This window comes from Actinomadura rugatobispora (assembly GCF_042656285.1).
GTDB lineage: Bacteria > Actinomycetota > Actinomycetes > Streptosporangiales > Streptosporangiaceae > Spirillospora > Spirillospora rugatobispora.
The window spans coordinates 92,900-114,536 of sequence record NZ_JBHSON010000009.1 but is presented as its reverse complement, the minus strand read 5'-3'; the positions used below and the strand labels follow the sequence as shown (position 1 = coordinate 114,536).

The following is a 21,637-nucleotide window of genomic DNA, read 5'->3' as shown; positions in this document are numbered from 1 at the left end:
GAGGCGGACGCGGACGCGCGCCAGGGCCCGGCCCGGAAACGCGGACGGCGCTCCGACCCCGCCGGAGCGCCGTCCGCTCTCGCCTTCCGGTGCGCGCCGCCACCGGCTCGCGGTCAGGTTCCGAAGGCGCCGGAGTCGCGGAGCTCGGCCAGCCGGTCCTCGTCGTAGCCGAGGACCTCGCGGAGGATCTCCTCGCTGTGCTGGCCGGGATCCGGGGCGGGACGGACGGCTGCGGGCGGGGCCTCACCGACGACGCGCACGGGGAAGGGAAGCTGGTCGGCGACCAGACGGTCGGCTCCCTGCCAGGGCATGCGGTCGGCGAACTGGGGGTCGTCGACAATGGTCGCGGGGGTGTTCACCGGGCCGACGGGCACGTCGTGCTCCAGGCCGAACTCGATCCACTCGGCGGTGGTGCGGGTGGCGAAGACGGCCGCCAGTTCGTGGCGCAGCGGAAGGTTCCCCCGGGCGTGGTCGGCGAGCTTCGCGCCGGGGTCAGCCTCGAACAGGTCATTGCGGCCCAGCGCCTCGCAGAAGTTCCGCCAGAACTTGCGCTCGGAGGCCATGAAGAGCACATGGCCGTCCTTGGAGGCGTAGAACTGGTAGCGGACGCCCTCCTCCATGCCGGCGGTGCCGGGCGGGCGGCGCTCGTAGCCGTCGGCGGGGTTGCCGGTCACCTCGTCCTCGGGTCGGGCGTAGGCGCGGTGGCCTTCGCTGCGCAGCCAGTCGAAGGCCGCGGCGGCGTCGGACTGGGCGATTTCCAGGTGGCAGCCCTCTCCGCTGTCGCGGGCGCGCAGCACCGCGGCCAGGATGGCGGCGGTGCCGAACAGCGGCCCGGCGGTGATGCCGATGGACGTGTGGTCGGGGATCGAGGGCAGCCCGTCGGGCCCGGGCACGGGGGCGACGGTGCCGGCCCAGGCGTCGTAGGCGATGCCGTGGCTCGGCAGGTCCCGGTAGGGGCCGGTCATGCCGTACCCCGAGATGGTGAACATGACGATCTTCGGGTTGACCTCGCGCAGCCGGGTGTAGCCCAGGCCACGCCGCTCCAGACCGCCCGGCCGCATCGCCTCGACCACGACGTCGGCACGGGCGACCAGTTCCAGGAAGGCCTCCCGGCCCGCCTCGGCGCGCAGATCCAGCACGATGCTGCGCTTGCCGCGGCTGATGTGCAGGTGCAGCAGCGAACGACCCTGGACGATCGGCCAGCTCATCGAACGGATGTAGTCGCCGGACGGCGGCTCGACCTTGATCACGTCGGCGCCGAGGTCGGCGAGCGGGGTGGAGACGGCGCCGGGGCCGAGCATCGAGCACTCGACCACCCGGAAGCCGGCCAGCAGCCGGGATCCTGCGGCGGGGGCCTGGGACACGGATCCTCCCTGGAGATAGATTGTTTATTATATCAAAACTACAAGTCGCTCTCGGAGGACCACATGACCCGTTACGCGTCGATGCCGGGCCTGGACGTCGAGACCGACGACGCCGGCGTGCTCCGGCTCGTCCTGAACGTGCCCGGCAGGCGCAACGCGCTCAACGACACCTCCATGGAGGGCCTGATCGGGACGCTGGAGCTGGCCTCCACCGACGACCGGCTGCGCGCGGTCCTGCTCACCGGGGCGGGCGACGACTTCTGCAGCGGATTCGACATCATCGGGCGGAACAAGCGGGGCGACGACGCCCCCAAGCCCAGGACCGGCAGCATCCAGAGGCGCCTGCCCAACCAGGCCAACCGGCTGATCCCGCTGCTGCTGGAACTCCAGCTCCCGGTGGTGTGCGCGGTGCGCGGCTGGGCCGTGGGGATCGGGGCCCAGCTCGCCCTGGTCTCCGACTTCACGGTCGCCGCCGAGGACGCGGTCTTCTGGTACCCGTTCCTGCGCCGCGGCTTCACGCCCGACTCCGGCAGCACCTGGCTGCTGCCCCGGGTCGTGGGGGCGGGGCGGGCACGCGAACTGCTCATGCTCGACCGCAGGTTCAACGGCGTCGAGGCCGCCGAATGGGGCATCGCGCACCGCGCCGTCCCCTCCGCCGAGGTGGCCGGCACGGCGGAGGAGCTCGTCGCGCGCCTGGCGGCCGGACCGACCGTGGCGCTCGGCCTGACCAAGAGCCTGCTGGCCGCGGCCCCCGGCCACGACCTGCGCCGGCACCTGGCCGACGAGGCCTACGCGATGGAGCTGAGCTCCCGCAGCCCCGACTTCCGCGAGGGCATGAAGGCGTTCGCGGAACGCCGTTCCCCGGACTTCGGCGGGCTGTAGCACCTCCGGCGCGGGCGTCAGGCCCCGGCCCGGTGCAACCCGTCGAAGCTCGCGACGAGTTCGCGCCGCAGCACCTTGCCGATCTCGGTGCGGGGAAAGTCGTCCACGAAGCGCACCGCGACGGGCACCTTGTAGCCCGTGAGGTCCTCGCGGAGGAAGGCCAGCAGCGCGGTCTCCTCCGGACGCTCCGTTCCCGCCGGGCGCACCCAGGCGACGGGCACCTCGCCCAGCCGGGCGTCCGGCACACCCGCGACGCAGGCGTCGGCGACCGCCGGATGGCGGCGCAGCACGGCCTCCACCTCCTGCGGGACGACCTTGAGCCCGCCGCGGTTGATCATGTCGGAGACCCGGCCCTCGATCCACAGGAAGCCCTCGGCGTCCAGGCGGCCCAGGTCACCGGTGCGCAGGAAGCCGTCGACGATCCGGTCGGGCGCCAGGTCGGCCTCGTGCGCGAAGGGCGACCTGATCCAGATCTCGCCGGTCTCGTCCGGCGGGACCTCGCGGCGCTCCTCGTCCAGGATGCGGATCTCGACGTTCGGATGGGCACGGCCGACCGCGCCCAGTTTGGACGCGCCGAACTCGCGGGTGTCGGAGGCGGTCCAGCCGACGACCTCGCCGCCCAGCTCCGTCTGGCCGTAGGAGTTCAGCACGTCCACGCCGAACCGCTCCCGGAAACGCCGGGCCTGGTCGGGGGGCAGGGGCGCGGTCACCGAGCGGACGAACCGCAGCCCGCCGAGGTCCCGCACGCGGGGATCCTCGATGAGCATCGCCATCATCGCGGGCGCCAGGATCGTCGACCTGAGGCTGAAGCGCCCCACCAGCTCGGCGTAGTCGACGGGGTCGAACCGGTCCATGAGCACCACGGGCGCGCCGAGGCGGAAGGAGAAGAGGGTGTTCCAGGCACCCGCCCAGAGGGCCTGCGAGGTGGGGATGAGGTTGGGCATCGGCGGGCGGCCGCCGTTCTTGGCCTTGCCGCCGCGGAGTTTGGCGATGACGGTGTCGATGCCGTCACCGACGCCCCGGTGGCTGAGCACGATGGGCTTGGACTCCCCGGTGGTGCCGGAGGTCCGCATGATCACCGCCTCGTCCTCGCCGAACCGGCGTCCCGTCGGCGGTCTCGCCGGACGCGGGGAGGCCCACCGCCCGGGCGCCTCCTCCACCAGCAGCCCGATCCCCTCCGGCACCCGCCCGGCCTGGGCCGGGCCGGCCACGACCACCGCCGGTTCCGTGGCCAGCAGCTGGGCGCGCACCTCGGCGTCGGTGAGCCGGGCGTTGACCGGGACGTAGACGCCCCCGGCCAGCCAGGTCGCGAACATCGTGGTGATCGCGCGCACGCCGTCGTCCACCAGGCAGGCGACGGGCTGCCCGGCCACCTGCCCGAGACGCCCGGCCAGCACCTTCACCGCCGCGATGAGCGCGCCGCGCGTGAGCGAGCCGTCCTTGCGGTGCAGGATCGGCGTGTCGGCGGGATCCTCGTGGTCCAGCAGGAAGGCCGCCAGGCCGCCGTCCCGCAAAGCCCGCGTCGTTTCAGTCACGTCCTCCGCCTTTCAGAGCGCGGTCTGCGCGGTCAGGGTGTGCCGCTATGGATATCAAATATAATCTATGCAGAGGTGGGGCCACAGACTACCCGGAGGCGGTCGAGAATGAGCGAGACCCTGCTGGTCGAGCGGCACGGGCCCGTCGGCTGGCTGATCTTCAACCGGCCCCGGACGGGCAACGCCATGGACGCCGCCATGATGGCCGCGCTCCCCCGGGCCTGGCGTGAACTGGACGCCGATCCCGCGGTCCGCGTGATCGTTGTCACCGGGGCCGGCAAGGCCTTCCAGACGGGTCTGGACGTCGTCCAGCTCAACCGGGATCCGGACGCGCTGCGCGAGATGTCCCGCCGGACGAAGCGGGCCGACCTCCAGCTGACGGCCTGGCATCTGGGCGTCGCCAAGCCCGTGGTCACCGCCGTCAACGGCGTCTGCGCCGGAGGCGGCCTCCACTTCGTGGTCGACTCGGATGTCGTCATCGCCTCGGCCACGGCCTCCTTCCTCGACCCCCATGTCTCGGTGGGCCAGGTCAGCGCGTTCGAGACCATCGGCCTGGCCCGTCGCGCCGCCTTCTCCCCCGTCGCGCGCATGGCCCTGATGGGCGCCCACGAGCGCGTCACCGCCTCCGAAGCGCTGCGTCTGGGCTGGGTGAGCGAGGTCGTCGAGCCCGGTGACCTGCGTCCCGCCGCCCAGCGCCTGGCCGAGCGGATCGCCCAGAACGATCCCGAGGCCGTCGCGGCCACCAAGCGCGCCCTCTGGCGCGCCCTGGAGACCGGGCTGGGCGAAGCGCGGGGAACGCGGCGATGACCCGTCCCCACCTCGGCCGCACGCCGAGCGAGGCGAAAGGAAACAGCAGATGAGCGAGCTTGCGTCCCTGGCCGAGTGCCGCGACGAAGAGCAGGTGCGCGACGCCGTCACCGCCTGGGTGGCCCGCGAAGTGCCCGCGGCCTGGCGGGAGGCGGGTGAGCGGGGCGGGCCCGGCCTGGTGCGCACCGTGCGGACGCCGCAGGAGTACCGGGCGTGGTACCCGGCCCTCGCCCGCAGCGGGCTGGTCGTGCCGCAGTGGCCGGTGGAGTACGGGGGCCTGGACTGGTCGCGGCGGCTGGCGCAGACGGCGGAGCGGATCCTGGCGCCCTACCACCTGCCGCGGCTGAACCCGCTGGGGCTGAACCTGACGGCGGCGGCGCTGTTCGCGCACGGCACGCACGAGCAGCGGCTGCGGTTCCTGCCGAAGATCGTCTCCAACGAAGAGGTCTGGTGCCAGCTCTTCAGCGAACCGGGGGCGGGCAGCGACCTGGCCTCCCTGGCCACCCGGGCCGAGCGGGACGGCGACGGGTGGCGCGTCACCGGGCAGAAGGTGTGGACGACCTGGGCCCACATGGCCGACTTCGGCGTCCTGCTGGCCCGCACCGACCCGGACGTCCCCAAGCGCGAGGGGATCACCTACTTCCTCATCGACCTGCGCCAGCCCGGCGTGGACGTCCGCCCGCTGCCGCACATCGGCGGTGAGGTCGACTTCAACGAGGTCTTCCTCGACGGCGCGGTCGTGCCCGACTCCCAGCGGATCGGCGCGGTGAACGACGGCTGGCGGGTGGCGCGGGCCACGCTCAGCGGGGAGCGGCAGATGGTCTCCGGCTCCGGCTCCGGGGGCGTCGACCGGATCGGCGGGGCGGGCAGCCGCAGGCTCATCGGCCTCGCCCGCGAGCGCTCCGCGCGGGGTCTCCCCCACGGCTGGGACGACGGCGGCGTCCGGCACGAGCTCGTCCGGCTGTGGTGCGAGGAGCAGATCCGCCGCTGGACGAACATGCGCGTCCGGGCCGGGCTCAAGGCGGGGCTGCCGCCGGGTCCGGAGAGCTCCGTCGGCAAGGTCCACGGCTCGGAGCTCAACCAGCGCATGCAGGCCGCGGCGGCGCGGATGCTCGGGCTGGGCGCCACCGCCTGGGAGAGCGGCTCGGACGCGTCCGACGCGCTGGCCGCCTACACCGAGCACATGCCGGCCGAAGTGCGGGGCATGCTGCGCAGCCGCGCCAACACCATCGAGGGCGGCACCAGCGAGGTCAACAAGAACATCCTCGCCGAGCGGGTGCTCGGGCTGCCCAAGGAGCCCGACCCGTGGCAGGGCCGCCCCTGGCGCGAGGTCCCCCGCGGCTGAGGCGTACCCGGCCCCTGGGCGGGTCGGCCGGCGGTGGAGTGCTTCCGCGCACCACCGCCGGCCGGTCGCTCGTTCTCCGGATGGAGATCTTCCCTCGCGATGCTCAGCCGAGGTAGGCGGCGCGGACGGCCGGGTTCTCGTGGATCTCGGCCGGGGTGCCGTCGGCGATGACCTCGCCCAGGTTGAGGACGACGATGCGTTCGCAGGTGTCCATGACGAAGCCGACGTCGTGCTCGACCAGGAGGATCGTGATGCCCAGGCCCGCGATCACCTCGGCGAAACGCGTGCTCTGGTCGGCGTCCAGCCCGGAGGTGGGCTCGTCCAGCAGTAGGACGGACGGGGTGTCCACGATGGCCCGCGCCAGTTCGACCATGCGGCGCCTGCCGATCGGCAGGTCAGCGGCGTAGGCGTCCGCCAGGTCCGCCAGGCCGCACTGCTCGAGGACCTCGCGGGCCCGCTCGCGCCGATCGCGTTCCCTGCTTCTGCGGGAGGGCAGCGCGAAGAGGTCCCCGGCGAGCCCTCCCCCGCCGCCGCGCCACTCCAACGCGGCGAGCACGTTGTCCAGCACGGTCAGGCGGCCGAACACCTGGGGCCGCTGGAACGTCCGGCGCACCCCCAGGCGCGAGCGGCCCAGGGCGCCGGTCGCCGTCACGTCCGCGCCGTGCAGGCCCACCGACCCCTGGGTGGGACGGCGCAGACCCGTCACCACGTCGAAGAGGGTCGTCTTGCCGGCACCGTTCGGGCCGATGACGCCGACGGTGCCGCCCGCCGTCACCGAGAAGGTCACCTCGTTCAGGGCACGGATGCCGCCGAAGCTGACGCCCACTCCCTTCACCTCGATCGCCGTGGCGGTCTCCGTCATCGCGCTCTCGGTCATCGGGTGGCCTCCAGGGATCCCAGATAGGCGTTCGTCAGCAGGCCGTCGTCGACCTCGGACCGGGCTCCGCTCCACACGACACGGCCGAGCCGCATGAACGCGACGGTGTCGGCCAGCGCGAGGACCTCGTCGGCCTTCTCCTCGACCACCAGCAGGGCGACCCCTTCGCGCCGCAGTTCGTCGAAGATCTCGAAGATCTGCTCGACGATCAGCGGCGCGAGCCCCAGCGAGGGCTCGTCGGCGATGAGGACGCGCGGCGGCCGCACCAGCGCGGGCGCCAGCGCGAGGATCTGCTGCTCGCCGCCGGAGAGCGCGCCGGCGTCGACGGTACGGCGCCCGGCCAGTGCGGGAAGCCGGTCGTAGACGTCCGCGCGGGCCGGCTCCGGCAGGCGGAGCGCGAGGTTCTCCTCGACGGTCAGACCGGGGAACACGCCGCGTCCCTCGGGCGCGAGGAACACTCCCGAGTTCGCCCGGCGGTGCGCGGGAAGCCCGGTGACGTCGGCGCCGTCGACGTACACCCATCCCGCGGCCAGCGGCACGAGACCGGCGGCGGCCAGGCACGTCGTGGACTTCCCCGCGCCGTTGGCGCCGAGCAGCGCCACCACCTGCCCGGACGGTACGGCCAGGTCGACGCCGCGCAGCACCGTCGCGTCGCCGTACCCGGCCACCGCGCTCTCCAGGCGCAGGGCCTCCGTGGCCGGGGGCCGTTCCTCCCGCGCGGCCGGCGCCCGCTCCCGGACGGTGAGGACCTCCCGCTCCGGCTTGCCGGCTGGTGCGGACTCGTCGGCCCGAAGGGGCGATTCGGCGCTCTCCTCCGCCATGGCCTTGGCCCGCTCCGCCTTCTCCCGCCTGCGGCGCCGCAGGTAGCGCTGCTCGGCGACCTGGGAGAGCGCCCCGTCCGGGTGCATGGCCAGCGCGATGCCGCCCAGACCGAACAGGATCTGCCCCAGGTGCTGGGAGTCGGTGAAGGTGTGCAGGAGCTCCGGCACGAACACCATGAACAGCCCGGCGAGGACCGCGCCGGCCACGCGCCGCACGCCCTGCACCACGACGACCGCCAGCCAGACGAAGCCGACGGAGGCCGGCAGGTCGGTGATGGTGATCATCCTGTTGAAGAGGCCGAACAGCACCCCGCCGAGCCCGGCGACCGCCGCGGCGAGGACGAACAGAGTGATCTTCGCCCGGGTCGCCGAGATGCCGATGACCTGGGCCGCCGAGGGCGCCGACCGCACCGCGAGAATGGCCCGTCCGGACGCCGAGTGCTCCAGGTTGCGGATGAGCAGGCCGACCAGCCCGATCAGCAGCAACAGCAGGACCACCCGGGTCCGCGGATCGTCGGTGTCGGTGAAGCCCAGGGAGAGCGCGGGCAGCTGCCAGCCGAGCGTCCCGTTGCCGAAGGCGTCGATCTGGAAGAGCACCTGGTCGGCGAGCAGCGCCAGGGCGAGGGTGGCCAGTGTCAGCACCTTGCCGCCGAGCCGCAGCGCGGGCAGCGCCACGACGACTCCGGCCGCGGTCGCCGCCAGGATTCCCAGGACGATCGCGGGCCCGAGGGGCAGCCCCCTGTCGAGCGCGAGCCCGACGGTGAGCGCGGCCATCGTGGCGAAGGCGGCCTGGGCCAGGTTGACCATCCCGCCGATGCCGGTGACGACGACGAACGAGCAGAAGATCAGGGCGAACAGCAGGCCCTGGGAGACCACGCCGACCCAGTAGGGGTCGGCCACCGTGAACATCCACACGAGCAGCACCGCGAGCGACAGCCCCCACGGCAGGACCCGCCGCCACCTGGGCAGGTCGGCGAGGTAGTCGGGCGGCGGAGGATCCTCGGCGATGGAGCCGGCCACCCGGCCGCGGGACCGGTTGAGGATGATCAGGCCGACGAACAGCAGGATGACCGGCACCGCCGTCCGGATGCCCGTGACGTCGGCGGCGAAGTCCCCGTACCCGGCGACGAGGTTCTGCAGGACGCCGAGCGCGAGGCCGGCCGCGAACGTCACCGGGATCGAGACCAGGCGGCCGAACACCGCGGCGGTCGCGGAGGTGAACAGCAGGACGAGGAACGCCGGGGAGTCCAGGCCCACGACGGGCACGATGAGCACGCCCGCCACCGCCGCCAGCGTCGAGCCGAGCATCCACGCCTGGGCCGACGCGCGGTCGACGTCGACGCCCCGCAGTTCGGCCAGCGTCCGGCGGTCGACGGCGGCGCGCATGCGCAGCCCGAGCGGGGTGTGGCGCATCAGCGCCCACAGCAGCGCCGCCACCAGCGCCGCGACCGTGAAGGTGATGAGCTGGTCGGAGTCCAGGCTGACACCGGCCGGCTCCCAGGTCTCGACCGGCCGCGGGCCCAGCCCGCGCGCCGCCCCGCCTTCGACGGCTCCGGGCAGGTCGGCGCCGAACCCCTGGTTGAGCAGGTCGATGAGCCCCAGGCCCAGGGCGGGCAGCGCGATGGTCAGGCCGATCGTCGCGACGATCTGCGCGGTCTCGCCGGCCGCCGCCAGCCGCCGGAACATCACCTTGTGCAGCAGGCCGCCCAGCAGCGGCCCGGCGGCCACCACCGCGACCGGCCCGGCGATCCAGGTCGGCCAGCCGGCACCCGCGGTGAGCTCGAAGAAGAGCAGCGCGGAGGTGAAGCCGATGGCCCCGTGGGCGAAGTTGAACACGCCCGTCGTGGCGTAGGTGAGGGTGAGGCCCGAGCCCATGAGCGCGAAGACCGCCCCGGTCACCAGGCCGCTGAGGACATAGCCAAGGAATTCCGTCATACATCAGTCCCGGGGTGCGGCCCGCCGCGGCGCCCGTCCGTCTCGGGGACGGCGCCGCGGCGGGTGGCAGACGTTGGGTGGGTCAGTTGACCTCGGAGCACCTCAGGTGCTGGGCGACGACGAACTTGCCGCCTTGGACGCGGACCAGCGAACCGCAGCCGTTGGAGGCGGTCTTGTTCTTGGGGTAGGAGACCCTGCCGAAGCCGGGGTTCTCGTAGGAGAAGTTCTGGGACGCCTTGATGAAGCTCTCGCGGGTCAGGTCCTTGCCCGTCTTCTCCAGCATCGCGAGGAAGACGTCCGCCGACCAGTAGCCGGTGGCCATGTGCTGGCTGAACACCAGCTCCTTACCGCCGGCGGCCTTCTGGAGGTCCGCCTTCATCTTCACGACCTCCGCGATGCCGGACTCGAACGGTTCCAGTTGCGGGGCGGCGTAGACGCCTTCGAGCGCCGCGACGCTCTGCGGGTCGGCCAGCACCTTGGGGTCGTAGCTGGTCGCGTCGCTGATGGCGCCCTTGTACCCGGCCTTCTTCAGCGCCGTGTAGAAGCCGCCGTTGTGCTTGACGCCCGACATGATGGAGACGACGACGTCCGGCCATCCACCGTCGGCGCTGGTCTTCACCTTGTTGATGAAGGGCAGCCAGTCCTGCGGGGGCGCTCCGGCCGGGACCGAGGTGGAGGTCCCGACGACCTTGAACCCGGCGTCCTGGAAGGCGGTCCCGATGGTCGCCGTGCCGACCTTGCTGGAGGCGGTGTCGGTGCCCTGCATCCAGACGGTCTTGTCCTTGCCGCCGATCGCCGCCCCGACCTGGTCCGGCCACCAGGGCGCGAGCTTGGTCCCGGGCTTGGGCGTCAGGCAGCCGTTGAAGCCGAAGGCGGTGGACAGCCCGCACTGGGCCGGGCTCGTCACCCAGCCGACCCACGGCACCTTCCGCTGCTCCAGGTATTCCATCCCGTTGAACCCCGGCGCGCTGACCGGGACGATGGCGAAGACCCGGTCCTTCTCGACCTGCCGGCGGACTACGGTCATCCCCGTCGCGGGATCCATCGTGGCGTCCCCGGCCCCGATGAACTCGATCTTCCGGCCGTGCACGCCGCCCTCGGCGTTGGCCCGGTCGAACCGGGCCTTCGCGCCGAGCTCCGCCTCGGCCGAGGAGTAGCCGATGGGGCTGGTCTTGGTCAGGAGGCCGGCGACCTTGATGGTCTTGCCGGTCACGCCCTGGGACGCCGCGCCCCCGGACGTGGATCCGCCCTCGCTGGCACACGCCGTCAGCAGGGAGAGCGCGCCCAGGGCGATGGTGATCTTAGATGTTCTTCCGGCGAAGAACGAAGGCATTGTCAATCTCCGACACGCCAAGCGACCGTCCGAATCCGACGATCGGGTGTGAGCTGCGCCTCATCGCGAAGGCTGCCACACCACGACCAGGTCGTGCAATACCTCGGCAAGAGAGGGCTTCAGACAGAAAAAATGTGCCCGCAGACAGCACTGAGCGACGATAACGCACTCAGTGGCAGGTCAGCGGACACTTCATAGCGAAGTCAGTTCGCACCGACGGCGCGGGCTCAGAACCGTGCGAGCTTCATCCTGGAACGCGCCAAGTTCGTGCCGCCCCACCTCCGGATCGCCCGACAGGCGCAGGGCCGGAGTCTCCGGTGGGTGGGGCGGCGACGCGTGGATGTCTATCACATCAAGTTTATTATATACGATCTATATCGTCCTGCAAGGCCACTGCATCGGCGGCGTCGACCCGCGACTCCTCCGAGGAGGCTCCCTTCCAGAACCACTCTGGTATTGAATAATATATTAGATCCGTCGGATGAGATCAGGTGAAGACGATGCAGACGGTCGGCCCGGACTCCCTGGTGACTCCCGTTCGCGCTCGTGAAGGGCGGACCCGGTGAGCCGGCTCCGCGTGGTGCAGTGGACCACTGGCAGGACCGGATCCGCCGCCGTGCGCGGCATGGCGGGACACCCCGCGTTGGAGATCGTGGGCTGTTACGCCCATTCGCCGGAGAAGGTCGGGCAGGACGTGGGGACGCTCGCTGGGCTCTCCCCCATCGGCGTCACCGCGACCGACGACGTGGACGCGCTGCTGGCGCTGCGTCCCGACTGCGTGGCCTACATGCCCTTCCGGCCGGACTTCGACCATGTCGTCCGCATCCTGGAGTCCGGCGCGAACATCGTCACGACGATGTACATGCTGGCGGGAGACGGCTACGGCGAGAACGTCCGTGACCGCGTCGAGGACGCCGCCCGGCGCGGGAACTCCTCGCTGTACGCCGGCGGCGTCTACCCCGGCCATGCGCCCATGGTCGCCCTGGCCGCCAGTGCCATGTGCACCCGCGTCGACCGGATCTCCGTCCTGGAGTCGCTCGACATGAGCGGCTACCGCAACGAGCGGATGTTCCGCGCCATGGGCATCGGCCGCGATCCCGGGGACCCCGCGGTGCCCGCCATGATCGAGGCCAACTGCGGCTCGTTCAAGGACCAGATCCGGGTGATGGCGCACGCCCTGTCCGTCGACCTCGACGAGATCGGCTTCACCGCCGAGTTCGGGGCGGCCGACCGGGACACCGACTTCGGCTTCATGAGCGTGCGCAAGGGTCAGATCGCCGGTTTCAAGGGCACCGTCGCCGGAATCCGCGCGGGGCGTTCGCTCATCGAGTGCCAGTTCGTCTGGAAGCTCGGGCACGACATGACCCCGAACTGGCCCGTCCAGGACGGCTACGTCCTGACGATCGAAGGCGAGCCCGGAGTCCAGGTCCGGCTGCAACCGCTCGGACCCCACTTCGACGGCGCCGCGACCACCGCCATGCCGGCCGTCAACGCGATCGAGCAGGTGGTGGCGGCCCCCGCCGGCATCGTCAACCGCATGGAACTGCCCTTCGTGAGAGGCGCCGGCCTTCTCACCCCGTGAGAAGCCGTGCGACGGCCTGCTCGTCGTCGTGGTCACCGCCGATGGCGAGCAGGGCGCCGCCGTGATCGTGGAGGTCAGGCGGCGACCGCGCTCAACGCGGAACCAGGCCGCCGTCGGCGAGAAGGGTCTGGCCGGTGACGAAGCTGGAGGCGTCCGAGGCCAGGAACAGCGCCGGGCCGACCATCTCGTCCGGGTCCGCCAGGCGCTTCTGCAGGCTGGCGCCGGCCATCTGGTCCTGCACCTCGGAGGGGTTGTTGCGCATCATGTCGGTGTCGACGGAGCCGGGGGCCAGGGCGTTGACGCGGATGCCGCGCGGGGCGAACTCCGCGGCCATGGACCGGGTGTAGGCGATCATGGCGGCCTTGGCGGCGGCGTACATCGACACGTAGGGCGAGAACAGGAAGGCCCCGGCGGAGACGACGTTGACGACCGAGGCGTGCGGGCTCTCGGCGAGGTGGTCGAGCGCGCGCTGCACGAGGAAGACGGGACCGCGGACGTTGACCTCCTGGGACTTGGCGAACGCCTCCGGGGTGAAGGCGCCGAGCGGCTGCGCCAGCGCGTTGGCCGCGTTGTTGACCAGAATGTCGAGCCCGCCGAACGTCTCGACCGTCCGCGTGACGAGGATGTCCAGGTCGCCCAGGTCTCCCAGGTGCGTGGGAACGCCCAGGGCGGATCCGCCCATCGCCTTCAGATGGGCCTCGGTCTCGGCGCAGGCATCGGGCTTGCGGCTGGCCACGACGACGCTCGCCCCGGCGGCGACGAATCCCTCGGCCACGGCGCGCCCGATGCCGCGGGTCCCTCCGGTGACGATCGCGACCCGCCCGGTCAGGTCGAACAACGAGCGCAGCTTCCCAGCGTCCATGACGCCCTCCCAACAGGCTTCTGAGCTTCCCAGGCGCCGCCCGCCGAGGCTCGGCACGCAGAGGGAACGGACAGGTAAATATATAATATTAACTCCTCCACCGCCACGATATAGGATACTCTCTCCTGTAATTGCGGACGAGGATGGAGGCGGCATGCGAGCTGCCGTGCTGCGAGGCGGGATCGTCCAGGCCCGTGAGACGGACGATCCGGTGCCGGGTCCGGGGCAGGTGCTGGTGCGCTCACTGGCGTGCGGTATCTGCGCGTCGGACATCCACTTCATGGACCATCCCGAAGGGGACGCCGACGACGACAGCGGCCTGTCCCGCTACGACGCGGACGCCGACATCGTCATGGGGCACGAGTTCTGCGCCGAGGTCGTCGACTACGGCCCCAAGACGCGGCGCCGCTGGGCGACCGGGACGCGGGTGAGCTCGATCCCGGCGCTCGCGGTGCGGGACGGCGTGCGGATCATCGGCCAGAGCCCGGAAGCGCCCGGCGGGTTCGGCGAGTACTTCCTGCTGACGGAGGCCATGGCTCAGGTGGTGCCGACCGATCTGCCCAGCGAGCTGGTGTCGATCGCCGACGCGATCACCGTCGGCTGGTCGTACGCCACGCGGGCGGCGGTGACGGCCGGGGAGGTGCCCCTGGTCATCGGCTGCGGCGCCATCGGGCTGTCGGCCGTGGCGTCGCTGAGGCGGCTCGGGGCCGGCCCGATCGTCGCGGTGGACTTCGTCGCCTCGCGCCGCGAGACCGCGAAGGCCATGGGAGCCGACGTGGTGATCGATCCGGCCGAGCTGTCGCCGTACGAGGCGTGGCGGGACCTGGCCTACGGCTCGCCCGAGCCGGTCCGCGACATGATGGGGCTGCTCGACCTGCCCGGATGCGTCGTGTTCGAGTGCGTGGGCGTGCCCGGCGTGCTCGACTCCATCATCAGGGGCTGCGAGCGCGGCACCCGGATCTTCTCCGCCGGCGGCCCGCCGCAGGGCGACCGCCTGCACACGATGGTCGCCAAGCGCAAGGGGCTGAACGTCCAGTTCGGCGGAGGCCCGTCGATGACGCACTGGAACGAGGCGTTCGAGGAGGTCTGCGCGGGCCGGATCGACGTCACGCCGATGTTCGGCCGGACGGTGGACCTCGACGGAGTGCCCCAGGCGATCGAACAGGCACGTGACGCCAACGGTCCCGCCCGCATCATCGTGGTCCCGTGATGCGGGCCGGCATCATCGGCACGGGCGAGATGGGACGGCCGCTGGTCGGCCGTCTTGTCGCGGCCGGGTTCGAGGTCACCGCGTTCGCCCGGCGGCCGGACGTCCGCGCCGAACTGGCCGAGAGCGGGGTGCGCTGCGTCGGCGCGGTCACCGAGCTCGCCGGTGTCGCGGACGTGGTGCTCGTCTATGTCTACAGCGACGAGCAGGTGCGCGAGGTCGTCCTGGAAAGCGGCCTGGCCGACGCGATGGCCGAGGGTTCCCTTCTCGTCGTGCACACGACGGGGAGCCCGCTCACCGTCGAGGCCATCGACGCACGCGTCCGGCCGCGAGGGGTCGGCGTGGTCGACGCCCCTGGCAGCGGCGGGCCCGCGCAGGTCGCCGACGGGTCGCTGACGCTCTTCGCGGGCGGCGACACAGAGCATGTCGAACGCTGCCGGCCGCTCTTCGCCGCCTATGCCGCCCAGGTGGTGCACTTCGGCGCGCTCGGCTCCGGCCAGAAGGTCAAGCTTCTCAACAATCTGCTGTTCGGGGCGCACATCGAGCTCGCCCTGGAGGCCGCGCGTCTGAGCGACTCCTTCGGCATCGACCAGGCCCGGCTGGCGGCCGCACTGCACACCTGCAGCGGGGCCAGCTACGCGCTGGACCTCGTCGCCCAGCTGGGTTCCGCCCAGACGCTCGTGCAGTCGGCCGGACGCTTCGTGCACAAGGACGTGCTGATGGCGCAGAAGGTGGCCGAAGAACTGGACGCGCCGCTGGGCACGATATCGGCGCTCACGGCACCGCTGCTGGAGAAGACCCGCCCCCGCTGAGGTCGCTCGGGCTCCGAGCCCGTGCCCTTCTTCGTCAGATGCCCACGGGCTCGCCGAAGCCGGCGGACCGCGGCCGGACGAGACCGCTCGGCCGGACGAACGGCAGGTCGAGATGGGTGAGGACGCCCGGCGGGGCGTCGACGACCGCGGGTATCGCGTTGATGCCGTTCATCGCGGTCCACACCCGGCCCCAGTACCCCTCGTCGCCGTCGGGGTGCCTGTGCGCCGACTCGAAGTTCATCTCGATGGACGGGTCGCCGTCGAGGACGAGGTTGTACTTGATCGAGCCGTAGCCCCAGTCGGGGTCGAGGTCGTCGTCCATCTTCCAGAAGGTGCGGAAGACCACGAGCGGCCGGTCGTCCACCCACGCCGTCCACACGAACCGCATGCCGCCCACGGTGCCGGCGGGTATGAGACCCGATCTGACGTGGAGGTCGCGCTTGGCCCGGGCGACGTCGTACTCCATGGAGAACCGCTCGACCTCCTTGCCCAGGGCCTCGACGACCATCGTCATCGACTGCTCGAAGATGCGGTGCATCGTCTTGACCAGCGGCCCGGGGTTCTCGACGGCGTCCACCGGGTCGCGCCCGAAGCCGAGCGCCTGCTGCATCGCCTTCGACGGGTGGAGCCGGAAGTCTGCGACCTCGCGGACCTGGATCTGTTCGAGGCGCGTCATGACCCGTGAGCAGACCAGCGGAAGGAGGTCACCGGAGAAGCCGGGGTGGACGCCGGTTCCGTGGAACGAGGATCCACCTTCGCGGCAGGCCGCCCGCAGCGCCTCGAAGTCGGCCTCCGAGGACTTCGTCGGGTAGACGAACCCGACGGGCGTGACGACGTTCGCGCCCGACCTCAGGATGCGGCAGAGCACGTCGACGTCCGCGTGGAGCGGGGCGTAGTGCACGCAGTCCGCGCCGAAGGCGAGGACGGCGGCGATGTCGCCGGTGGCGAGCACTCCCGTGGCGGGGATGCCGGCGAGCTCGCCCGCGTCCTTACCCGTCTTCTCCGGGTTGGTCACGTAGACCCCGGCCAGGTCGAACGCGGGATTGTCCACGAAGTGGCGGATGCCGATCCGGCCGATCGACCCGGTGGCCCACTGCACGACCTGGTATCGCTTCTCGGACATCGGATTCCTTTCGACTCGAGGTGGCCCCACTGGCCGCCGTTGACGGACAGGATCCGATGATCGACCCGCCGCCTTGCCGCTTCATGTGAGGGAGCGCGGACCGGGTGCCGTGGAGCACTCCGAACAAGTGGACCCGCAGCATCTCCTGCAGCGCGGCCTCGTCCAGGTCCGCGACGGATCGCGGTCGTTGATCACACCCGTGCGCCCCCGGCGGCGAAGCGCCGCGCCGCGGCCCTCCCGATGCCGCTCCCCGCGCCGGTGATACGCGGATCCAGCACCAGGAGGAGGCGAGCTCCCTCAAGGTCTCGCCTGCTGCGGTGCCAGCATCTCGCGGTGCTCGGCGGTCCCTTCCAGGTTGGCGTTCACACGCTTCGCGATGCGCCGGCCCTCCGCCGTGCGGACCCAGCGCCAGGTGTTCGCCGACACCCGCGCCACCCAGAACCGGGCGGCCTCGGCCTCGTCGCCGTCCACGACGACGTGCGGGACGGTGAGCACATGATCTCGATCGCGCCGACGACGTCGAACGCGCCGTCCTCGGCGATCACCGCTCGCAGGTCTTCGGACTCGCTCACCCGCGTCCCTCCATTTATAGGATAGGGCTTCCTGTATTACGGCCTGGGACCGTATCATCGCCCCATGGCAGACGACCAGGCCGTCCGGTCACCGGGCCGCCCCCGGGACACCAGTATCGACACCCGGGTCCTCGACGCCGCCCGGCGGCTGCTCGATGAGCAGGGGTTCGAGGCGACCACCGTGCAGGCGATCGCGGCGCGATCCGGCGTCCACGCGTCGGCGATCTACCGCCGCTGGCCGTCGCGCGTCGCGATCATCGAGCAGGCCGTCTTCCCCGGATTCGCCTCGGCCACGGTGCGGCCGACCGGTGACCTGCGCGCCGACCTGCGCCGGTTCATCGGCGTCTACCTGGAGACGATGGGCGCGCCGGCGGCGCGGGCGGCCCTGCCGGGCCTGCTGGCGGCCTACCAGTCGGCCGGACGCGCGCCCGCCCCGGAGACCTGGCTGGCGGTCTCCGCCCGGCCCCAGTTCACCGACATCCTCCGGGCGGCGCCGGAGGGCAGCGTGCACCCGGACGCCAACCCCGACGACGTCTTCGACATGCTCCTCGGCGCCATCGTCGCCAGGATCCTCATCCCGACGGTCATCCAGCGCAACCGGCCGATCGAGCGCCTCGTCGAGATGGTCCTGCGGCTGCTGCCGGCCGAGACCGCAGAGGCGCGGCCATGACCTACGGCTTCATCGGCCTCGGCCACCAGGGGACGCCCATGGCCGAGCGCATGATCTCCGCCGGGCTGCGGCCGTGGCTGTGGGCACGGCGCAAGGAGGTCCTCGACCGCTACGCCGGCGCCGACACCCGTATCGCCTCCTCTCCCGCCGACCTCGGCGCCCACTGCGACGTCATCGGCCTGTGCCTCTACGGCGCCGACGCCACCGACGCGGTGCTGTCCGGCGAGGACGGGCTCATGTCGCGCATCCGCCCCGGCACCGTCCTGGCGATCCACGCCACGGTCGGTCCCGACTACGTCAGGGATCTCGCCGGGCGGGTCGCCGGTCGCGGCGTGCTCGTCGTCGACGCTCCCGTCAGCGGCGGGAACGCCGCGGCCGAAGGCAGGCTGCTCGTCATCACCGGCGGCGACGCGGAGCCCCGTCAACGGTGCGCGCCGATGTTCGCCGCCTACGCCGGGAAGATCGTCCACGTCGGCGGCCTCGGCGCGGCGCAGGCGGCCAAGCTCGTCAACAACACCCTGATGACGGCCATCACGGGGCTGGTGTTCGACGCCTTCGACCTCGGCGACGCGCTCGGCGTCGACCGCACCGGGCTCGGCGACGTCCTCGCCAACGGCTCGGCCGCCAACCCCTCGGTGGGCATCCATCTCGCTTTGGGTGCGGAGCGGTTCTCGATCCGGGCGTGGCCGACCCTGCACAAGGACGTCGCCCTCACCGAGACACTCGGCATCCCGACCCTGCAGCTCACACGGGTCGCCGCCGGGACCATCGCCGACATGGAACGCCGCCGCGCCCACTACGTCGCGTCCCGGTCGCCGACCGAGTGACGGCCCCCGGCCATCGGTGACATGGCCCGTGCCGCCGAGGATCGGCTTCGGCGCCCGGGCTCGGTTCGACGGTCACGATGCCCGGCAAAGGAGGGATCAGTGACCGAGTTTGCGGTGGTCCCAGGAGACGGTCTTGTCGACGTGCAGCTTGACGGCGACCCGCTTGCGGATCATCACTTCGACGAAGGGCCGCATCTCCTCGGTGTAGGGCTGGTGGTAGCGGCTGAAGACGCTGACCCCCACGTCCCAGAGCCGATCGGGATCATCAATGATCTCGGCCCTGCCCACGAGCTCGACACCGCGCAGTTCCTCGTAGCTCTCGCCGTCCTCGACCAGCACGGTCATCCGCGGGTCGCGGGGCAGGTTGACGACCTTCTGGGACTTGGCCTTCGTCTCGAAGGCGACACAGCCGTCGAGAAAGCCGTACTGGAGTGCCGCCCGGGGAGGAACTCGTCGATCTCCGCCTCGGTCATCCTGATCTGAGCGCGCTGCTTGACGCCGCCTCCGGCGATCGCCCTTTCATCGGACATGTCGAGGGTCCCCTCTCATGCTTGGGTCGCATTTTATATATATTATGTATTTGCCCACGTAGACATCGTGGTTCCTGCGGAGTCGGCCCGGTCAGGCGATGTGGGCGGGGAGGGCCTCGATCCCGTGGATGAACGTGCTGCGCAGCGGGACCGGCTCGCCGAACTCGATCTTCGGTATCCGGGTCAGGATCTCGCTGATGATGGCCCGCAACTGGGTCTTGGCGACGTTGTGGCCGAGGCAGAAGTGCGCTCCGCCGCCGCCGAACCCGACGTGCGGGCTCCTGGGCCTGCTCAGGTCGAACTCGTCCGGACGGTCGAACACCGTCTCGTCCCTGTTCCCGGAGCAGTAGAACAGCGCGACCTTGTCGCCCGCCGCGATCTGCGCTCCGCCCAGTTCCGTGTCCCTGGCGGCGGTACGGGTGAACTGCATGACCGGTGTCGCGTGGCGCACGAACTCGTCCACCGCCTGCATGATCCGGCCGTCGAGGTCGGCCAGCAGCCACTCGCGCTGTTCGGGGTGTTCTTGCAGCGAGAGCATCGTCCGCGTCGTCGCCTGTTTCGTCGTGTCGTTGCCGGCGACGCTCATCAGCACCATGAACGCGCCGATGTTCTCGTCGGTCAGCCGGTGTCCGTCGATCTCGGCCCGCACCAGGTTGGTCATCAGGTCGTCGGCCGGATGACGGCGCCGATGGGCGGCCAGATCGGCGCCGACCTGGTAGAGGTGCAGCAACGCGGCGAAGGCGGCCTGGTGGTACTCCTCGCGCGGCAGCCCGGCCGCGTCGCCGCCGCCGACGAGGGTCTCCGCGGCCTGGGTCACCTCTTCGCGCCGGGACTCCGGCACCCCGACGATGTCGGAGACGGTGGTCATCGGAAGCCGGTTGGAACAGGCGTGCACGAAGTCGATGTCGCCGGCACCGATCAGCGAGTCGACGATCGCCGCCGCGTTCCGCTCGATCCGCTCGGTGATCTGCCTGACCGCCCTGGGAGTGAACGCGGCGCTGATCAGAGAGCGGTACCGGGAATGCTCGGGCGGATCCATCGTCAGGATGAAGGTGGCACCGGTGGCCTCTTCCACCGAGACCGGATCGAGCGTCGTCCCGTACCTGGACTGGAACAACTCGCTGTTCCTGCTCACCGCCGTGATGTCCGCCGCACGCGTCACCGCCCAGAAACCCTGCTGGTCGTGCTGGTAGGGAACGTCGATGGGCGGATGCCAGCTCACCGGCGCCTCGGCCCGCAACCGGGCGAACGCCCTGTCCCGTTCGGGGAACGGCAGGGACCAGAAGCGCTGTGAGGAGATGTCGACGTCGGTGGTGAGCGGATGCCGGGTCGCGAAGAGTTCCATGCCTGTCGGCTCCTTGCGGGTCTGATGTTCGGCGCGCGGCAGGACGGTCGACGAGACCGGAATGCTCGGGGCCTCATACGGCCGCCGGGGCCCAGACTGGCGCCAATTTGAACTCGGAGTTCAGTTTTGTCAAGGGCCTCTCCGGGGCGTGGACGCCACGGCCCCTGATGCTCGTGGCCCGGCTTATCCGTGACCGGCGGTTAGAATCACGCCAGTCCAGGTCGCCGCCCCAGTCGAGGACGCTCCATGTCAACGCCCCCAGCGAGCCGGGCCGGCGGCCTCGCCGTCGAGCGCCTGCCCGCTTGGCAACGCGCGCGCTGGCAGCGGATCGTCGAGGCGGCGGGCCGGGTGCTGGCGGAGCAGGACTACGACGACATCCAGATCCGCGATGTCGCGGAGGCGGCCGACGTGGCCAGGGCCACGCTGTACCGGTACTTCTCGTCGAAGGAGCACCTGTACGCCTGCGTCCTCCACGAGTGGTCGACCGCCGGCCGCGACGATCCGGAGTCTCCTTCTCAAGGCCCGGCCGAAGAGCGCGTCCGCGGTTACATCCACACGGTCATCGGCGCCCTCGAACGGCGCCCCCAGTTCTTCAGGGCGCTCATCATCCTGCAGAACGCCTCCGACCCCAACGCCAAGAAGCTCATGGCGGACATCGGCGAAGGTTCGCTGGCGAGGCTGACCGGCCTCTTCGACGTCCTCGGCCCGGGCAGGGCCGAGGACACCGCGATGATGCTCTGGGCCATCATCCACACGCTGACGCTCCGGGCGCTCTTCGGCTCCGGCGAGATGAGCGACGTCCACCGGATCGCCGACCGCTTCATCGACTCCATCGCGTCGGACCTGCGGTAGGGCCCTGCCGCGCCGCCAGTTGAGGACGTTGCCGGCGGGCAGGCCGAGCAGCGTGTCCGCGGACCGGTCCCCTTATGGGCGACCGCTGGTTCTCGTCGGCGACGACGCCCAAGTACGTGCCGTACACCTCGACGTCGAAGCGCACGTCGATCGGCCGCGAGGTCTGCGGGGCAGTGATCTCGACGTTCACGACGTGCGCTGCTCGCGGGCCATCCCTCCCAGAACGGCTGGGTGACCCGGCTGGGGGCGGCGTGCGGCAGCTCACCCCCGCCTGCTCCCCCGTTCGAGCAGAGGCCACACGCGCGCCGGGCACCTGGAGAGAATCCATGGCCGGGGGCCAGTGGCCAAGAAAGACT

18 protein-coding genes and 2 pseudogenes are annotated in these 21,637 nt (G+C 71.3%); 9 read left to right on the top strand and 11 right to left on the bottom strand.

Going from position 1 to position 21,637, the window contains the following annotated elements:
* Window positions 1-113 precede the first annotated feature (113 nt).
* Window positions 114-1,364, bottom strand: a complete 1,251-nt coding sequence (locus tag ACFPZN_RS08705) for a CaiB/BaiF CoA transferase family protein (protein ID WP_378281302.1) — start codon at window positions 1,362-1,364, stop codon at window positions 114-116.
* 63 nt (window positions 1,365-1,427) lie between these two features.
* On the opposite strand from ACFPZN_RS08705, the gene ACFPZN_RS08700 reads away from it, so the two are divergent.
* A complete protein-coding gene (locus ACFPZN_RS08700; RefSeq protein WP_378281301.1) occupies window positions 1,428-2,246 on the top strand; it encodes an enoyl-CoA hydratase/isomerase family protein in 819 nt (272 codons plus the stop codon).
* A 17-nt stretch (window positions 2,247-2,263) separates the two neighbouring features.
* Here the strand turns inward: ACFPZN_RS08700 and ACFPZN_RS08695 are convergent, their stop codons facing one another.
* Window positions 2,264-3,781, bottom strand: coding sequence for a class I adenylate-forming enzyme family protein (locus ACFPZN_RS08695; protein WP_378281300.1), 1,518 nt, complete (start codon window positions 3,779-3,781; stop codon window positions 2,264-2,266).
* A 108-nt stretch (window positions 3,782-3,889) separates the two neighbouring features.
* On the opposite strand from ACFPZN_RS08695, the gene ACFPZN_RS08690 reads away from it, so the two are divergent.
* Both ACFPZN_RS08690 and ACFPZN_RS08685 read left to right on the top strand, forming a co-directional pair.
* A complete protein-coding gene (locus ACFPZN_RS08690) occupies window positions 3,890-4,588 on the top strand; it encodes an enoyl-CoA hydratase/isomerase family protein (protein WP_378281299.1) in 699 nt (232 codons plus the stop codon).
* Window positions 4,589-4,637: 49 nt separating this feature from the next.
* The gene (locus tag ACFPZN_RS08685; RefSeq protein ID WP_378281298.1) at window positions 4,638-5,933 is read left to right on the top strand and encodes an acyl-CoA dehydrogenase family protein; all 1,296 of its coding nucleotides are present in this window, start codon (window positions 4,638-4,640) and stop codon (window positions 5,931-5,933) included.
* Between the two features lie 103 nt (window positions 5,934-6,036).
* Here ACFPZN_RS08685 and ACFPZN_RS08680 read toward each other — a convergent pair whose 3' ends face one another.
* From ACFPZN_RS08680 to ACFPZN_RS08670, 3 genes are all read right to left on the bottom strand, one after another.
* Complete coding sequence (locus tag ACFPZN_RS08680) at window positions 6,037-6,810, bottom strand: ABC transporter ATP-binding protein (RefSeq protein ID WP_378281297.1); 774 nt, start codon at window positions 6,808-6,810, stop codon at window positions 6,037-6,039.
* Window positions 6,807-9,566: an ABC transporter permease subunit gene (locus ACFPZN_RS08675; protein WP_378281296.1), complete on the bottom strand. Its 2,760-nt coding sequence runs from the start codon at window positions 9,564-9,566 to the stop codon at window positions 6,807-6,809. The genes ACFPZN_RS08680 and ACFPZN_RS08675 overlap by 4 nt, the downstream gene beginning before the upstream one ends.
* An 82-nt stretch (window positions 9,567-9,648) precedes the next feature.
* On the bottom strand, window positions 9,649-10,899 hold the full coding sequence (locus tag ACFPZN_RS08670; RefSeq protein WP_378281295.1) for an ABC transporter substrate-binding protein: 1,251 nt from the start codon (window positions 10,897-10,899) through the stop codon (window positions 9,649-9,651).
* Between the two features lie 562 nt (window positions 10,900-11,461).
* Here ACFPZN_RS08670 and ACFPZN_RS08665 point away from each other — a divergent pair.
* Window positions 11,462-12,481, top strand: a complete 1,020-nt coding sequence (locus tag ACFPZN_RS08665; RefSeq protein WP_378281294.1) for an NAD(P)H-dependent amine dehydrogenase family protein — start codon at window positions 11,462-11,464, stop codon at window positions 12,479-12,481.
* A 91-nt stretch (window positions 12,482-12,572) separates the two neighbouring features.
* Here ACFPZN_RS08665 and ACFPZN_RS08660 read toward each other — a convergent pair whose 3' ends face one another.
* On the bottom strand, window positions 12,573-13,343 hold the full coding sequence (locus ACFPZN_RS08660; protein WP_378281293.1) for an SDR family NAD(P)-dependent oxidoreductase: 771 nt from the start codon (window positions 13,341-13,343) through the stop codon (window positions 12,573-12,575).
* Between the two features lie 154 nt (window positions 13,344-13,497).
* Between ACFPZN_RS08660 and ACFPZN_RS08655 the strand changes: the two genes are divergently transcribed.
* Complete coding sequence (locus tag ACFPZN_RS08655) at window positions 13,498-14,553, top strand: zinc-binding dehydrogenase (protein ID WP_378281292.1); 1,056 nt, start codon at window positions 13,498-13,500, stop codon at window positions 14,551-14,553.
* Window positions 14,553-15,362, top strand: a complete 810-nt coding sequence (locus tag ACFPZN_RS08650) for an NAD(P)-dependent oxidoreductase (RefSeq protein WP_378281348.1) — start codon at window positions 14,553-14,555, stop codon at window positions 15,360-15,362. Before ACFPZN_RS08655 ends, ACFPZN_RS08650 begins: the two co-directional genes overlap by 1 nt.
* 34 nt (window positions 15,363-15,396) lie before the next feature.
* Here the strand turns inward: ACFPZN_RS08650 and ACFPZN_RS08645 are convergent, their stop codons facing one another.
* The 3 genes and pseudogenes from ACFPZN_RS08645 to ACFPZN_RS08635 all read right to left on the bottom strand — a co-directional run bounded on the left by ACFPZN_RS08645 (window position 15,397) and on the right by ACFPZN_RS08635 (window position 16,980).
* Window positions 15,397-16,485 carry an NAD(P)H-dependent amine dehydrogenase family protein gene (locus tag ACFPZN_RS08645; protein ID WP_378281291.1) on the bottom strand — a complete coding sequence of 363 codons (1,089 nt, stop codon included), beginning with the start codon at window positions 16,483-16,485 and terminating at the stop codon, window positions 15,397-15,399.
* 64 nt (window positions 16,486-16,549) lie between these two features.
* Window positions 16,550-16,786: pseudogene (locus tag ACFPZN_RS08640) on the bottom strand (hypothetical protein); the annotation flags it as partial.
* Window positions 16,783-16,980: a hypothetical protein gene (locus ACFPZN_RS08635; RefSeq protein ID WP_378281290.1), complete on the bottom strand. Its 198-nt coding sequence runs from the start codon at window positions 16,978-16,980 to the stop codon at window positions 16,783-16,785. The pseudogene ACFPZN_RS08640 and the gene ACFPZN_RS08635, both read right to left, overlap by 4 nt.
* Before the next feature lie 141 nt (window positions 16,981-17,121).
* On the opposite strand from ACFPZN_RS08635, the gene ACFPZN_RS08630 reads away from it, so the two are divergent.
* Window positions 17,122-17,727, top strand: a complete 606-nt coding sequence (locus ACFPZN_RS08630) for a TetR/AcrR family transcriptional regulator (RefSeq protein WP_378281289.1) — start codon at window positions 17,122-17,124, stop codon at window positions 17,725-17,727.
* Window positions 17,724-18,554 carry an NAD(P)-dependent oxidoreductase gene (locus ACFPZN_RS08625; RefSeq protein ID WP_378281288.1) on the top strand — a complete coding sequence of 277 codons (831 nt, stop codon included), beginning with the start codon at window positions 17,724-17,726 and terminating at the stop codon, window positions 18,552-18,554. Before ACFPZN_RS08630 ends, ACFPZN_RS08625 begins: the two co-directional genes overlap by 4 nt.
* Window positions 18,555-18,650: 96 nt before the next feature.
* On the opposite strand, the pseudogene ACFPZN_RS08620 reads toward ACFPZN_RS08625, so the two are convergent.
* Both ACFPZN_RS08620 and ACFPZN_RS08615 read right to left on the bottom strand, forming a co-directional pair.
* Window positions 18,651-18,965, bottom strand: a pseudogene (locus ACFPZN_RS08620) (pyridoxamine 5'-phosphate oxidase family protein); the annotation flags it as partial.
* Window positions 18,966-19,175: 210 nt separating this feature from the next.
* Window positions 19,176-20,429 (bottom strand): cytochrome P450, encoded by a 1,254-nt coding sequence (locus ACFPZN_RS08615; protein ID WP_378281287.1) that lies wholly within the window; start codon window positions 20,427-20,429, stop codon window positions 19,176-19,178.
* 246 nt (window positions 20,430-20,675) lie between these two features.
* Here ACFPZN_RS08615 and ACFPZN_RS08610 point away from each other — a divergent pair, with 246 nt between their 5' ends.
* A complete protein-coding gene (locus tag ACFPZN_RS08610) occupies window positions 20,676-21,281 on the top strand; it encodes a TetR/AcrR family transcriptional regulator (RefSeq protein ID WP_378281286.1) in 606 nt (201 codons plus the stop codon).
* The last annotated feature ends 356 nt before the right edge of the window (window positions 21,282-21,637 follow it).

Coding starts and splice junctions, on each gene's coding strand:
- ACFPZN_RS08645 (WP_378281291.1), bottom strand. CDS start 16,485: ATGTCCGAGAAGCGATACCAGGTCGTGCAGTGGGCCACCGGGTCGATC.
- ACFPZN_RS08690 (WP_378281299.1), top strand. CDS start 3,890: ATGAGCGAGACCCTGCTGGTCGAGCGGCACGGGCCCGTCGGCTGGCTG.
- ACFPZN_RS08615 (WP_378281287.1), bottom strand. CDS start 20,429: ATGGAACTCTTCGCGACCCGGCATCCGCTCACCACCGACGTCGACATC.
- ACFPZN_RS08670 (WP_378281295.1), bottom strand. CDS start 10,899: ATGCCTTCGTTCTTCGCCGGAAGAACATCTAAGATCACCATCGCCCTG.
- ACFPZN_RS08685 (WP_378281298.1), top strand. CDS start 4,638: ATGAGCGAGCTTGCGTCCCTGGCCGAGTGCCGCGACGAAGAGCAGGTG.
- ACFPZN_RS08700 (WP_378281301.1), top strand. CDS start 1,428: ATGACCCGTTACGCGTCGATGCCGGGCCTGGACGTCGAGACCGACGAC.
- ACFPZN_RS08630 (WP_378281289.1), top strand. CDS start 17,122: ATGGCAGACGACCAGGCCGTCCGGTCACCGGGCCGCCCCCGGGACACC.
- ACFPZN_RS08660 (WP_378281293.1), bottom strand. CDS start 13,343: ATGGACGCTGGGAAGCTGCGCTCGTTGTTCGACCTGACCGGGCGGGTC.
- ACFPZN_RS08680 (WP_378281297.1), bottom strand. CDS start 6,810: ATGACCGAGAGCGCGATGACGGAGACCGCCACGGCGATCGAGGTGAAG.
- ACFPZN_RS08675 (WP_378281296.1), bottom strand. CDS start 9,566: ATGACGGAATTCCTTGGCTATGTCCTCAGCGGCCTGGTGACCGGGGCG.
- ACFPZN_RS08610 (WP_378281286.1), top strand. CDS start 20,676: ATGTCAACGCCCCCAGCGAGCCGGGCCGGCGGCCTCGCCGTCGAGCGC.
- ACFPZN_RS08625 (WP_378281288.1), top strand. CDS start 17,724: ATGACCTACGGCTTCATCGGCCTCGGCCACCAGGGGACGCCCATGGCC.
- ACFPZN_RS08650 (WP_378281348.1), top strand. CDS start 14,553: ATGCGGGCCGGCATCATCGGCACGGGCGAGATGGGACGGCCGCTGGTC.
- ACFPZN_RS08655 (WP_378281292.1), top strand. CDS start 13,498: ATGCGAGCTGCCGTGCTGCGAGGCGGGATCGTCCAGGCCCGTGAGACG.